This is a genomic window from Streptococcus caledonicus, from assembly GCF_042656225.1.
Taxonomy (GTDB): Bacteria; Bacillota; Bacilli; order Lactobacillales; family Streptococcaceae; genus Streptococcus; species Streptococcus caledonicus.
In genome coordinates, this window is the sequence record NZ_JBHSOJ010000016.1 from 208,843 (window position 1) to 221,080 (window position 12,238).

Here is a 12,238-nt window from a genome sequence, read left to right on the forward strand (position 1 = left end):
TGCTTTCTTGATTTTTAATATCAAAAGTAATACAATGGTGTTACTAATCTAAAGGAGTTTGATATGCCAACAATAACCTTAAAAGTCTCTGAAGCTGATAAAAATTTTATGAAGGCAATGGCGAAATTTGAAGGAGTTTCTCTTTCTGAGTTGATTCGTACCAAAACCTTAGAAGCTTTGGAAGATGAATATGATGCTAGGGTAGGTGAACTAGCCTATGAGGAATATTTAGATGATTTAGCTAATGGACTTGAGCCAATGACATTGGAGGAGATGGCAGAGGAGCTTGGAATTGAGTTATAAAGTTATTTTATCACCACGAGCTCAAAAGCAACTTCGAAAATTAGACAAGGGAATTTCGAGTTTAATTATAAAATATCTATATAAGAATATTGATGGAATAGAAAATCCCAGGTCAAAAGGTAAAGGATTGACGGTAAATCGTTCTGGGCAATGGCGCTATCGTGTTGGTGATTATCGTGTGATTTGTGACATTATAGATAATGAGTTAGTAGTTCTTGCAGTTACGATTGGTTACCGCAGAGATAATTATTGAGAAAGCAATGATGACTAAAGATAAAATTTTTATTGTTGAAGATGATGAGACCATTGTATCGTTGTTGAAAGGGCATTTGGGACAGCAGTATCAGGTGTTTAGTGCGTCTAATTTTCGTGCAGTTAAGCAGGAGATTGAGGAAGTTAAGCCAGACCTGATTTTACTTGATATTACCCTTCCTTATTTTAATGGATTTTATTGGACGGCAGAGATTCGAAAAACGTTAATGGTACCTATTATTTTTATTTCGTCTAGCAATGATGAGATGAATATGGTTATGGCATTAAATATGGGAGGCGATGATTACATTGCTAAACCATTTTCGATTGGTCTTCTGGATGCTAAGATTGGAGCTTTTTTACGTCGTTCGCATCAGTTTACCAGTGAAGAATTAACATTTAAGGATTTTTCGCTCAGCCGTGACGGTGCTCTTTCTATTGGTTCTGAACACATCCAGCTGTCACCCACGGAAAATAAAATACTAGCTTTGCTATTTTCTCATAAGGAAGAAGTGGTGAGTAAGGAGACGATTTTAGAGAAATTGTGGGAGAGTGATGAGTTCATTGATCAGAATACCCTCAATGTTAATATAGCACGACTGCGCAAGAAGGTAGCTGGGCTTGGGTTTGACCATATTCATACAGTAAGAGGAGTCGGATATTTACTAAGATGATGATGAAATATATAAAGCAACATGGGATTTGGTACCTTGTGATAAGCTTTTTATCAGTAGGATTTTTAGTATCCTTTGCTCTCTACCATCTACCAATGATTTATTTTGGCATGACGCTTCTTTTTAATTTAATAGTGTTAATTCCCTTTAGTATCTGGCATTTTCTGAGCTTTCGGCGTCAGTTGAGACTCTTAGCGAATTTTAGGGATTTGTGGGAAATAGCAGAGCTGTCAAGTCCATTGGATGAGAGTTATCAAAAAGCCTTATCTGCACATAATGATAAGGCTCAACAGGAAGTTTTTCGAGCTCAAAGCCAGGCTTCTCGTCAACAAGATTTAATCAAAATGTGGGTTCATCAGATGAAGGTTCCCTTATCAGCCGTTTCACTAATGGCACAAACTAATCAACTTCAATCGGATGATGTTAATCAACAGGTCATACGATTAGAACATTATTTGGAGAATCTCTTGACTTATTTGAAGTTCAGTGAAAGACAAGATGACTTTCGTTTTGAGCAGATTTCAGTTAATGAACTAATCAAGAAAGTAATTAAAAAAAATCGAATTCTCTTCTTCCACAAACAATTATCTGTAGAGGTGACAGGTGATTGGCAGTTAAAAACAGATAAAAAGTGGTTGAGCTTTGCTTTGTCTCAAATTTTGGATAATGCGATTAAGTATAGTACCGCAGGTGGAAAAATTACGATTACCTTAACAAAAAATAGCATCACAATCGCTGATCAGGGGATCGGTATCTTGCCAGAAGATCTCCCGCGTCTTTTTGAGGAAGGCTTCACAGGTTATAATGGACACGAACACCAAAAGGCTTCAGGATTTGGACTTTACATGACCAAACAGGTTTTAAATCAGCTAGATCTAGCAATTGAAGTGACCAGTCAGATTGATATCGGAACAGAAGTGGTTGTTTCAAAGAGAAAAAATGAGGCGTTCTAAAAGAGTAATTGCAAAGTAGATTTTAAAACTGAGCAGATAATGTCACTCTTTGGAAGAAACAGTCATAGTTCTGTTTATGTCAATCAAAAATTAATGTTTTTGTTAATGTCTAATTGTGATTCTTAATGAGTATTAATTGTAAAAAAACGAATGAAGGATATCTAGCTTTTTACTAGGTATCAACATTCGTTTTTTATCTTTGTAAACTTTTCTTTCAGTAGTATTAATGTGGAAGAAGATCATCATTTAACAAAAATTAACTTAGCAATTGTCAAGGGAATCGTTAAATTCTTGTTACCAAAATGGATCTGATAAGTTTGAGCGTAAGAATCGATTTCAGTTAAAGTAAACTCAGTCCCCAGATGAAAATTATGACGTTGTAAATAGTCTAATAGTTCAATTTCGTCATGCACACGAACCAGTTGATAGTTCCCTTCTTGAGCAATTTGAGCAAGAGTCTGGTGATTTTTCTCTTTTAAAGGAGCATTTTTTTTAGGAATCGTACCACCATGTGGACAAAATTCTGGAAAATTTAGGCTTTCTTCCAAGCGATCAATAAACATCGTAGAGACAGCATGCTCTAAAATTTCAGCTTCTTGGTGTGTCTCCTCGGTTGTATAGTGAAGGTGATTTTGTAAGAAAACTTCTAGCAATCGATGTTTACGATAGAGTTCGGTGACAATAAGTTCCGCTTTTTCGGTTAAGGCATATCCAAAAAACTTATCCTTAACCACCCAGTCTTCAGCCTGCATTTTTTTTAGCATTTCTGAGACAGAAGGAGTGGAAACTTGGATATAGTCCGCAATCATTTTATTGGAAATTTTATCACCACGTTCCCTTAGGTCGTGGATACATTTTAAATAATCTTCTTTGTTAGGTGTCATATTAAACCTCATCTATTTTTCACTCCTTAATTATAACAAAATTGTAGGTAAATGGTTGACAAAAAGTCTTATATCGGTTATCCTTTTTATAAAGTTAGGATTGCCTAACTATGTAAATAATAAAACCTAGGAGTCTTTAAAGATGAAAAAATTAAATACTATTATATTAACTTCTGTTGCCTTATTAGCTTTGGCAGCTTGTCAAAATCAATCTACAGATGTTAAAAACGAAAAAGAAAAGCCCGTTGTTACTGTGACCACTTCTTTCTTAGATGACATGGTTAGTGAATTAGCCGGAGATTTAGTTGAACGTCAGCTCATTATTCCAGCTGGAGAAGACCCACACCTTTATACTGCCAAATCAAGTGATTTAAAGAAATTACAAGAAGCGGATTTAGTCCTTTATCATGGTCTGCATTTTGAAGGTAAGATGATTGAAGCTTTGGAAAAAACAGGTTCTGCTGTTACTCGTGATTTTACTAAAACTGAAATTGGAACCATGGAAGAAGACGGGGAAGATGTCGTTGATCCACATTTTTGGTTTGATATAGATCTTTACCAAAAAGCAGTAGAGGCAGCTTCAGACGATTTGCAAGAACTTTTGCCTGATAAAAAAGAAACAATTGAAAAAAATGAGAAGGCTTATTTAAATGAATTAGATGAGCTAGATAAATGGAACAAGGAGCAATTGTCACTTATTCCAGAACAAAGCCGTTACCTTGTGACACCACACGATGCATTTAACTATTTTGCAAATCGCTACGGATTTACACTTTATGCACCACAAGGCGTTAGCACAGAGTCAGAAGTTGCTAATAGTGATATGATTAAAACCGTTGATTTGATCATTGATCACAATATTAAAGCTATTTTCACTGAGTCAACAACAAATCCAGATCGTATGAAGAAACTGCAAGAAGCGGTCAAAGCTAAGGGTGGTTCAGTTAGCGTTGTTACTGGAGAGCATAAAGAACTCTTCTCAGACTCACTAGCCCCAGCAGGTGAAGAGGGAGATAATTATGTCGACATGTATAAACATAATATTAAATTAATTGTTGACTATCTTAAATAAAAGGAGGAAATCATGAATCCAGCTATCCAAGTCTCTGAACTAACGGTAGCCTATCAACAAGTCTCAGCATTAGAGAATATGAATCTTATCATTCCACAAGGGAGTCGCTGTGCTATTGTAGGCCCTAATGGAGCCGGAAAGTCAACTTTATTCAAGAGTCTTTTAGGCTTTGAAAAAGCTAGAAGTGGTCAAATTAAACTTCTAGGACAATCAGATCATTTGTCGCAAATGATAGCGACTAGGGTAGCTTATATTCCACAAGCAAGTCAAGTGAACTGGCAGTATCCTGCAACTGTTTATGACATCGTCCTTATGGGACGCTACCCCCACATTAAAAATTGGTTAAAACGACCTACAGCAAAAGATAAAGAAATTGTTTTTGCGTCTTTAGAAAAAATGAATTTGTTAGATTTAAAAAATCGGCAAATTAGTGAGTTATCAGGCGGACAAAGACAACGTGTGTTTATTGCACGTGCCCTTGCTCAAGAAGCGGAGCTTTATTTAATGGACGAGCCCTTAGCTGGTATTGATATCAAGACTGAAGAAATCATTATGTCCATTTTGAGAGAGTTTCAAGAAGAAGGAAAAACATCGGTGGTTATCCATCATGATTTGAACACAATAGAAAATTACTTTGATTATTTGGTTTGGCTGAATAAAACCGTAGTAGCTAGTGGGGAGCTAGCAGAAGTTTTAACTTTTGAAAATTATCAAAAAGCTTATCAAAGTTCAGCTCAGTTACTTTTCAAGGAAAAGGAACAAGGAGGTTGGCGCCATGCTTAAGGTTTTAACCGATTATTCCTTTTTAACAGTAGCGGTAGGAATTACGCTATTTGCCTTAGCGACTGGTTTAATTGGTACAATTAGTGTTTTAACAAAGCAAAGCTTGGTTGGAGATACCTTGGGACATGCTTCTTACCCTGGTGTTATTTTAGCTTTCATTGTGTTTCACTCTCGAAATCCATTACTCCTTATGATTGGTGCGGTGTTTTCAGGGTATTTTTCCTATACGTTAGTTTACTGGATAAAAAAGCAGAGCGGGCAGCCGTTATTAAATGTGTTATCCCTTGTTTCGGTTTCCTTTTTTGGAGTTGGGATGGTACTAAAACAATTGTTACAAGGTAATGAGTATTTTTCAAAAAGTTCGCAGGCAGGTTTACAAAATTATCTTTTTGGGCAAGCAGCTTTTATTCAGTTTGAAGATATCTTGTTGATCGCAGGCGTATCTGGCATTGCTCTTTTGCTATTTGGAATAATTTATCCAGCACTGAAGCTTTATCTTTTTGATCAAGGTTTTGCTAAAAGTATCGGGATTTCAAGTATTTTTTTAGAGCAACTTATTGTTTTGTTGATGATTAGTCTTATTTCGGTTGGTTTAAAAGTTGTAGGTGCTGTTCTTATTTCTGCCTTCTTAATTGCTCCAGCAACCATTGGTCTTTTTTGGGCAAGGCATTATAAAACAACCTTGATTTTAGCAGGAGGCTCAGCTATTTTTTCAACCTTAATAGGAACCTACTTGAGTTCTATTATTTCAGGTTTATCAACTGGTCCAACCATTATTTTAGTTATGAGTGTATTGGCATTGATATCCTATGTAGTGACTAAGGCACGGAGGTTGGGTCACCATGTTTGAAGTTTTAATTATTTTGCTTTTAACAGGGCTTTCTTGCGGTCTTCTTGGAAGTCTTCTAGTGCTACGTAACCAATCAATGTTAGCAGATGCTTTAGCTCATTCGGTACTTTTAGGAATTGTTCTAGGCTTTTTCCTTGTGAGAAGTTTAGATAGCCCTATTTTGATATTAGGAGCTACTTTATTTGGCGTTTTAGCTGTTTTGGCTATTGAAGGACTTAGCTCTGTTAAATTGACTCATGATGCAGCAACTGGTTTAGTTTTTACAACTTTTTTTGCTACGGCAGTCATTTTGATTTCAATTTTTGCTAGAAATGTACATTTGGACCTAGATATGGTGTTAATGGGTGAGGTCTTGTTTACACCCTTGAATAGAGTTGAATTGCTAGGGATATCTTTACCGGTTGCTTTGGTAAAGTCAGGTGGGTTACTTTTAGCGATTGTACTTTTTTTGGGACTGACTTATCAACATCTAAAAATCTTCTTATTTGATAAGAATCATGCACAGCTGTCGGGATTATCAGTCAGAAGGTTGCAGATAATAATTGTCTTTTTAGTATCGCTGACAGTGGTCCTTGCATTTGATATCGCAGGCTCTATAGCTGTTATCGGATTTCTAGTTGCTCCAGCAATGGCTGCACAGCTTTGGGCAAGGCATTTTCATAGTTTTCTGGGAATGGTTGCTTTTTTTAGCTGTTTGATGGTTGTTATTGGATATGCTTTAGGAATGCACTTTGATCTTAGTTTATCAGGAATTTGTGCGGTAACTGGTTTAGGACTGTATGTCACATCTTTACTTATTAAAAAAATAAAGGTATAGTTTGAAACTATACCTTTTTTCATAGAATAAGTATTGGTCAGCTCTGCTTTTTTTCGTTAAAATAAGAAAAAACGAAAGCGAGAATTGATATGATAAGAGAATTTTCATTTGAAACTTTACAATTGCATGCTGGGCAAAAAACTGATGCTGAGACAAAATCACGTGCAGTGCCTATTTATCAAACGACTTCTTATGTTTTTGATGATGTTCAAGAAGGTGAAGATCTTTTTGCCTTGAGAAAGCCTGGAAATATTTATACGCGTATTGGTAATCCTACGGTGGCAGTTTTTGAAGACCGGGTGGCTGCGCTTGAAAAGGGTGTAGGAGCTTTAGCGACAGCATCAGGAATGGCTGCTCTGACTTACACCATACTAGGATTAGCACATGCAGGAGACCATGTGGTGGCGGCTACAACGATTTACGGTGGCACTTTTAATCTTCTGAAAGAAACCTTGCCACGTTACGGGATTACGACAACCTTTGTCAATATTGAAAATCTAGAAGAAGTGGAAGCTGCTATTCAAGACAATACAAAATTGGTGTTGATTGAAACCTTAGGTAATCCATTGATTAACATTCCAGATATTGAAAAAGTGGCAGAGTTAACACATGCTCACAAGATTCCGCTGGTTGCTGATAATACCTTCGGTACCCCTTATCTTATCAATGTATTTGAACATGGAGTTGATATCTCAGTTCATTCAGCAACGAAATTTATTGGTGGACATGGTACGACGATTGGTGGCATTATTGTTGATAGTGGTAGATTCGACTGGGAAGATTCTGGTAAATTCCCACAATTTGTAGAAGAAGATGCCTCTTATCACAATATTTCTTATACTCGTGATATTGGGGCTGCCGCTTTTATTACAGCTTTGCGCGTGCAACTCTTACGTGATACGGGAGCAGCTATTTCACCATTTAATGCTTTTCTTCTGTTACAAGGGTTGGAAACCTTGTCGTTGCGTGTTGAACGTCATGTTGAGAATGCGAAAAAAATTGCAGCCTTTCTCGAAAACCATCCCAAAATTGAAAAGGTTAATTACCCAAGTTTGCCATCTAGTCCCTACTATGACTTGGCGCAAAAATACTTACCGAAAGGTGCTGGTTCTATTTTTACCTTCCATGTTAAGGGAGATGATAAGGCTGCTGCGACGGTTATCGATAACCTTGAAATATTTTCCAACCTTGCCAATGTTGCTGATGCCAAATCATTAGTCGTGCACCCTTATACAACAACGCATGCACAGCTTTCTTCAGAAGATTTAGCGGCATGTGGTGTGACACCAAATCAAATCCGTATTTCTGTTGGTCTTGAAAATGTTGATGATTTGATTGAAGATTTGAATTTAGCCTTGGAAAAGATTTGAGTGATTATTAAAGAGAAAGAATTGGAGTGCTTATGATAAAGTTATTAGACGCCTTTCAGGTTTTTAAATCAGCAAGATTAGTGAATTTAACTCACAAAATTGATGAAAATAGTCCACATTTTCCAGCTCTGCCTAGTCTTGAGAAAGAGGATATTTTCACCTTAAAAGATGGTTTTCATGTGCAACAATTTACAGTAGTTGGGCAATATGGAACGCATATTGATGCCCCAATTCACTTCGTAGAAGGCGGAAAATGGCTAGACCAAATCGCTTTGGAAGACCTTCTGTTACCTCTTTATGTGATTGATAAGTCACAAGCGGTGGCAGAAAACCCTAATTATGAATTAACAAAACAGGATATCTTGGATTTTGAAACAGAGTATGGCAAAATTGAATCAGGTGCTTTTGTTGCTTTTCGTAGCGACTGGCATAAACGTTGGCCTGACCAGGGTGCTATCCGTAATTTAGATGAAAATGGTGCCCAACAAACACCAGGCTGGACTCACGAAGCTTTAGAATTTTTAATTCATGAACGAGGCGTTAAGGCGGTCGGCCATGAAACCCTAGATACAGACAGCGGTAAGTCTGCATTTGATAATGGCGGAGCTTTGAAACAAGAATACTATCTTCTCGAACAAGGGATCTATCAAGTCGAAGTGCTAGCAAACTTAGATCAAGTACCAGCGACTGGAAGTATCATTTCAATTGCCTATCCTAATTGGAAAGAGGCAACAGGTTCACCAGTTCGTGCAGTTGCTTATGTGAATAAATGATAACCTATCGAAAACTCGTTCTTATAGCGAGTTTTTTTGGTATAATAAAAAGGATTAAACAAGTAGAAAGAATAATTATGGATACGATTTTATCAAGTCGCCTAACTGAGGTAGCAACATTTGTTCCCAAAGGTAGCAAACTGTTAGATGTGGGAAGTGACCACGCTTATTTACCAATTGCTCTAATCCAATCTGGTCACATTTCTTCGGCAATTGCAGGGGAGGTTGCTCAAGGTCCCTATGACTCTGCGGTGAAAAATGTTGCTGAATATGGTTTATCGGATAAGATTGAGGTACGCTTAGCTAATGGGCTAGCTGCTTTTCAGCAGAATGACGGTGTCACAACAATTACTATCTGTGGTATGGGAGGACGCCTTATTGCTGATATCTTAGAAGCAGGAAAAGAAAAACTGGCGCAAGTAGAACGTTTGATTTTACAACCGAATAACCGTGAGGATGATTTACGGACTTGGCTCGTTCAAAATCATTTTACAATCGTCACAGAAAAAATCATGACTGAAAATCGCAAGTTTTACGAAATTTTAGTTGCTGAGCACGGTGAAGAAAAGTTGACGACAACTGAACTGCGTTTTGGCAAACATTTGTTAGCTGAAAAATCAGAAGTTTTCCTAGCAAAATGGGCGCGTGAAATTGGTAAACTAGAAGTAGCTTTGTCACAAATTCCTGAAAGTAATGACGGTGACCGCTCTGCTATTTCCCAAAAAATCAAAACAATTCAGGAGGTACTCGATGGTTCTGGCAAGTGATGTGATTGCAAGATATGAAGCTTTTTGCCCTAAGGAATTGACGATGGAGGGTGATGTTGTAGGGCTTCAAATAGGAACCTTAGATAAAAACATCAAGCGTGTCATGGTTACTTTAGATGTCCGTGAAAATGTCGTGGCAGAAGCTGTTGCAAATAAGGTAGACCTCATTATCACTAAACATGCTCCGATTTTTAAAGGGATTAAAGATCTAGTGTCCAGTCCACAGCGTGATATTTTACTGGATTTGGTTAAGCATGATATAGCAGTTTATGTTAGTCACACTAATATTGATGTCGTTCCTGGTGGTTTAAACGATTGGTTTTGTGAGCTGTTAGAAATCCATGAAGCAGAAGTTTTATCGCCAATAGCTACTGGTTATGGACTTGGCCGTGTCGGAACAATAGCAGAGCAAAGATTTGAAAACTTTGCCCTAAAAGTTAAAGCAGTATTTGGACTTGACAGTGTTCGCTTAATTTCTTATGACAAAGAAAATCCTGTCATTTCTCGAGTAGCTATTTGTGGTGGTTCAGGCGATGAATTTTACCAACAGGCACTTGCTAAAGGTGCAGATGTTTATGTGACGGGAGATATTTATTATCACACTGCGCAGGAGATGCTTACAGAAGGACTATTAGGAATTGATCCTGGTCATCATATTGAAGTGCTTTTTATTGAAAAAATAGCAGAGCTGTTAAGGCATTGGACCCTAGAAAATCATTGGGGCATTGAAGTTTTGGGAGCTTCTAGCAATACCAATCCTTTTTATCATCTTTGAGATTAGAAAGTGTTTGACTAACGATGATTAATTTATTGTCTTTAAATCCGATTTTATTGGCTTTTTTAGCTGGACTCTTTACATGGGGGTGTACTATTTTAGGAGCTGCCATTGTTATCTTTTTTAAAATGATTAATCGAAAATTACTGGACACCATGAATGGCTTTGCAGCAGGTGTGATGATTGCAGCTTCTTTCTGGTCACTTTTAGCACCAGCCTTAGAATACGCAGAACCTGCTTATGGTAAGTGGGCATGGGGACCAGTAGCAATAGGATTTTTAGCAGGTGGTTTTAGTCTGCGGTTGATTGATGCTGTTGTCCCACATTTACATCTTGGGAAAAATAAATCTGAGGCTGAAGGAATTGAACCAGAAAAATTATCAAAGACAGCTTTACTTTTTTTGGCGATTACAATTCATAATTTTCCAGAGGGCTTAGCAATTGGGGTGACTTTTGGGTCACTTGCTAATGGTAGTATGTCTCAAGCGGCTATTGCAGGGGCAATGGGCTTGGCTTTGGGAATTGGACTTCAAAATATTCCAGAAGGAGCAGCTTTATCTATTCCTATTCGTGCAGAAGGAAAATCACGTAAGCATGCGTTTTATTGGGGAGCTATGTCAGCAATTGTTGAACCGTTCGGAGCAGTATTAGGGGCAGCGCTTGTGATGTGGATGTTAGCGATTATTCCTTATGCGTTAGCATTTGCAGCAGGAGCTATGATTTTTGTTGTTGTTGAAGAATTAATTCCTGAATCTCAAACGAACGGGAATACTGATTTGGCAACACTTGGACTGATGCTTGGCTTTGTGATTATGATGGTGATGGATGTAGCATTGGGGTAAATCATGAAAAAAATTGCAATTATTGGAGCAGGAATTGTAGGCTCAACAGTAGCTTATTATCTCTCAAAGAGTGACATGACTGTAACAATTTTTGACGAAGGTCACGGACAAGCTACAAAAGCTGCGGCAGGTATTATTTGTCCTTGGTTTTCTCGTCGCCGTCATAAAGCTTGGTATCGTCTGGCACGTTCAGGAGCAGATTTTTATCAGGAACTCTTGTCGGATTTAAAAAATGATGGCATCGCTACAGATTTTTATGATCAATCGGGAGCTCTTCTCTTGAAATCTCGTCCAGAATATTTGGAAGAACTACGTGAGTTGGCTGAGTCACGATTGGTGGAATCCCCACTAATTGGTTCCCTCTCTGTCCAAACGTTAGCAGAAGCTCAAAAAAGTTTTCCAGATTTAGCTGGCTTTGACAAAGGGATTTTAGCGAGTGGTGCAGCACGAGTTGAAGGTTCACAACTGACTGAAACGTTAATTGAGGCATCTGGCTTTTCTCTTTTAAAGGAAAAAGCGGAGCTAAAACGTTTGTCAGATGGTACTTACGACGTTAATGGTCAGGTATTTGATTCAGTTCTTTTAGCCTGCGGTGCTTGGTTGCCAGATATTTTAGAACCGTTAGGGTATCAAGTTGATGTTAGTCCACAAAAAGGACAATTAAGAGATTATTATTTTGATGACTTAGAAACAGGACACAATCCTGTGATTATTCCAGAGGGGGAGATTGATGTTATCCCGTTTGCTGGTGGAAAAGTTTCTGTAGGTGCTAGTCATGAAAAAAATATGGGATTTGACTTAACTGTTAATGAAAGGATTTTGGCAGATTTTGAAGTAAGAGCGCAAGACTTTTTCCCTAAAATAACAGAAGCGATAAAAACGCGTGATCGTGTGGGAATTAGGGCTTATACGGAAGATTTTTGTCCCTTTATAGGTGAAGTTCCAGGCCTCAAAGGTGTTTATGCTGTTAGTGGACTTGGGTCATCAGGACTCACGACGGGGCCACTCTTAGGAAAAATGCTTAGTCAATTAGTGATGGGGCAACAAACAGCTCTTTCTGCTAGTGATTATCTAATTAGTCGCTATATTAAGAAATGACACACTATACAAAATATGATAAAAT

General features: G+C 37.7%; 15 protein-coding genes. 14 read left to right on the top strand and 1 reads right to left on the bottom strand.

From position 1 onward, the window contains the following. The first annotated feature begins 63 nt into the window (after nt 1-63). From relB to ACFPQ3_RS04975, 4 genes are read left to right on the top strand one after another with little or no spacing between them, the layout of a single operon-like run. A complete protein-coding gene (gene relB / locus ACFPQ3_RS04960) occupies nt 64-303 on the top strand; it encodes a type II toxin-antitoxin system RelB family antitoxin (protein ID WP_156805454.1) in 240 nt (79 codons plus the stop codon). Further along, the gene (locus ACFPQ3_RS04965) at nt 293-556 is read left to right on the top strand and encodes a type II toxin-antitoxin system RelE family toxin (protein WP_156805453.1); all 264 of its coding nucleotides are present in this window, start codon (nt 293-295) and stop codon (nt 554-556) included. The genes relB and ACFPQ3_RS04965 overlap by 11 nt, the downstream gene beginning before the upstream one ends. A gap of 7 nt (nt 557-563) precedes the next feature. Further along, on the top strand, nt 564-1,229 hold the full coding sequence (locus tag ACFPQ3_RS04970; protein WP_161978584.1) for a response regulator transcription factor: 666 nt from the start codon (nt 564-566) through the stop codon (nt 1,227-1,229). Further along, a complete protein-coding gene (locus ACFPQ3_RS04975; RefSeq protein ID WP_156805451.1) occupies nt 1,226-2,182 on the top strand; it encodes a sensor histidine kinase in 957 nt (318 codons plus the stop codon). The genes ACFPQ3_RS04970 and ACFPQ3_RS04975 overlap by 4 nt, the downstream gene beginning before the upstream one ends. Before the next feature lie 242 nt (nt 2,183-2,424). On the opposite strand, the gene ACFPQ3_RS04980 is transcribed toward ACFPQ3_RS04975, so the two are convergent. Beyond that, the gene (locus ACFPQ3_RS04980) at nt 2,425-3,066 is read right to left on the bottom strand and encodes a metal-dependent transcriptional regulator (protein ID WP_156805450.1); all 642 of its coding nucleotides are present in this window, start codon (nt 3,064-3,066) and stop codon (nt 2,425-2,427) included. A gap of 142 nt (nt 3,067-3,208) precedes the next feature. On the opposite strand from ACFPQ3_RS04980, the gene ACFPQ3_RS04985 reads away from it, so the two are divergent. The 10 genes from ACFPQ3_RS04985 (at nt 3,209) to ACFPQ3_RS05030 (ending at nt 12,213) form a co-directional block, all read left to right on the top strand. Next, complete coding sequence (locus ACFPQ3_RS04985) at nt 3,209-4,138, top strand: metal ABC transporter solute-binding protein, Zn/Mn family (RefSeq protein WP_156805449.1); 930 nt, start codon at nt 3,209-3,211, stop codon at nt 4,136-4,138. Between the two features lie 12 nt (nt 4,139-4,150). After that, the gene (locus ACFPQ3_RS04990; RefSeq protein ID WP_156805448.1) at nt 4,151-4,921 is read left to right on the top strand and encodes a metal ABC transporter ATP-binding protein; all 771 of its coding nucleotides are present in this window, start codon (nt 4,151-4,153) and stop codon (nt 4,919-4,921) included. After that, entirely contained in the window at nt 4,914-5,771 is an 858-nt protein-coding gene (locus ACFPQ3_RS04995; protein ID WP_156805447.1) for a metal ABC transporter permease, read from the top strand. The genes ACFPQ3_RS04990 and ACFPQ3_RS04995 overlap by 8 nt, the downstream gene beginning before the upstream one ends. After that, a complete protein-coding gene (locus tag ACFPQ3_RS05000; protein ID WP_156805446.1) occupies nt 5,764-6,588 on the top strand; it encodes a metal ABC transporter permease in 825 nt (274 codons plus the stop codon). Before ACFPQ3_RS04995 ends, ACFPQ3_RS05000 begins: the two co-directional genes overlap by 8 nt. Before the next feature lie 89 nt (nt 6,589-6,677). Continuing rightward, entirely contained in the window at nt 6,678-7,958 is a 1,281-nt protein-coding gene (locus ACFPQ3_RS05005; RefSeq protein ID WP_156805445.1) for an O-acetylhomoserine aminocarboxypropyltransferase/cysteine synthase family protein, read from the top strand. Nucleotides 7,959-7,990: 32 nt separating this feature from the next. Next, nucleotides 7,991-8,731 (top strand): cyclase family protein, encoded by a 741-nt coding sequence (locus ACFPQ3_RS05010; protein WP_156805444.1) that lies wholly within the window; start codon nt 7,991-7,993, stop codon nt 8,729-8,731. Between the two features lie 77 nt (nt 8,732-8,808). Next, nucleotides 8,809-9,498, top strand: coding sequence for a tRNA (adenine(22)-N(1))-methyltransferase (locus ACFPQ3_RS05015; RefSeq protein WP_156805443.1), 690 nt, complete (start codon nt 8,809-8,811; stop codon nt 9,496-9,498). Further along, nucleotides 9,482-10,273 (top strand): Nif3-like dinuclear metal center hexameric protein, encoded by a 792-nt coding sequence (locus tag ACFPQ3_RS05020; RefSeq protein ID WP_156805442.1) that lies wholly within the window; start codon nt 9,482-9,484, stop codon nt 10,271-10,273. The genes ACFPQ3_RS05015 and ACFPQ3_RS05020 overlap by 17 nt, the downstream gene beginning before the upstream one ends. A 23-nt stretch (nt 10,274-10,296) precedes the next feature. Beyond that, a complete protein-coding gene (locus ACFPQ3_RS05025; protein WP_156805441.1) occupies nt 10,297-11,115 on the top strand; it encodes a ZIP family metal transporter in 819 nt (272 codons plus the stop codon). 3 nt (nt 11,116-11,118) lie between these two features. Then, complete coding sequence (locus tag ACFPQ3_RS05030; protein ID WP_156805440.1) at nt 11,119-12,213, top strand: NAD(P)/FAD-dependent oxidoreductase; 1,095 nt, start codon at nt 11,119-11,121, stop codon at nt 12,211-12,213. Nucleotides 12,214-12,238: the final 25 nt, after the last annotated feature.

Coding starts and splice junctions, on each gene's coding strand:
- relB (WP_156805454.1), top strand. CDS start 64: ATGCCAACAATAACCTTAAAAGTCTCTGAAGCTGATAAAAATTTTATG.
- ACFPQ3_RS04970 (WP_161978584.1), top strand. CDS start 564: ATGATGACTAAAGATAAAATTTTTATTGTTGAAGATGATGAGACCATT.
- ACFPQ3_RS04975 (WP_156805451.1), top strand. CDS start 1,226: ATGATGATGAAATATATAAAGCAACATGGGATTTGGTACCTTGTGATA.
- ACFPQ3_RS04980 (WP_156805450.1), bottom strand. CDS start 3,066: ATGACACCTAACAAAGAAGATTATTTAAAATGTATCCACGACCTAAGG.
- ACFPQ3_RS04985 (WP_156805449.1), top strand. CDS start 3,209: ATGAAAAAATTAAATACTATTATATTAACTTCTGTTGCCTTATTAGCT.
- ACFPQ3_RS04990 (WP_156805448.1), top strand. CDS start 4,151: ATGAATCCAGCTATCCAAGTCTCTGAACTAACGGTAGCCTATCAACAA.
- ACFPQ3_RS04995 (WP_156805447.1), top strand. CDS start 4,914: ATGCTTAAGGTTTTAACCGATTATTCCTTTTTAACAGTAGCGGTAGGA.
- ACFPQ3_RS05000 (WP_156805446.1), top strand. CDS start 5,764: ATGTTTGAAGTTTTAATTATTTTGCTTTTAACAGGGCTTTCTTGCGGT.
- ACFPQ3_RS05005 (WP_156805445.1), top strand. CDS start 6,678: ATGATAAGAGAATTTTCATTTGAAACTTTACAATTGCATGCTGGGCAA.
- ACFPQ3_RS05010 (WP_156805444.1), top strand. CDS start 7,991: ATGATAAAGTTATTAGACGCCTTTCAGGTTTTTAAATCAGCAAGATTA.
- ACFPQ3_RS05015 (WP_156805443.1), top strand. CDS start 8,809: ATGGATACGATTTTATCAAGTCGCCTAACTGAGGTAGCAACATTTGTT.
- ACFPQ3_RS05020 (WP_156805442.1), top strand. CDS start 9,482: ATGGTTCTGGCAAGTGATGTGATTGCAAGATATGAAGCTTTTTGCCCT.
- ACFPQ3_RS05025 (WP_156805441.1), top strand. CDS start 10,297: ATGATTAATTTATTGTCTTTAAATCCGATTTTATTGGCTTTTTTAGCT.
- ACFPQ3_RS05030 (WP_156805440.1), top strand. CDS start 11,119: ATGAAAAAAATTGCAATTATTGGAGCAGGAATTGTAGGCTCAACAGTA.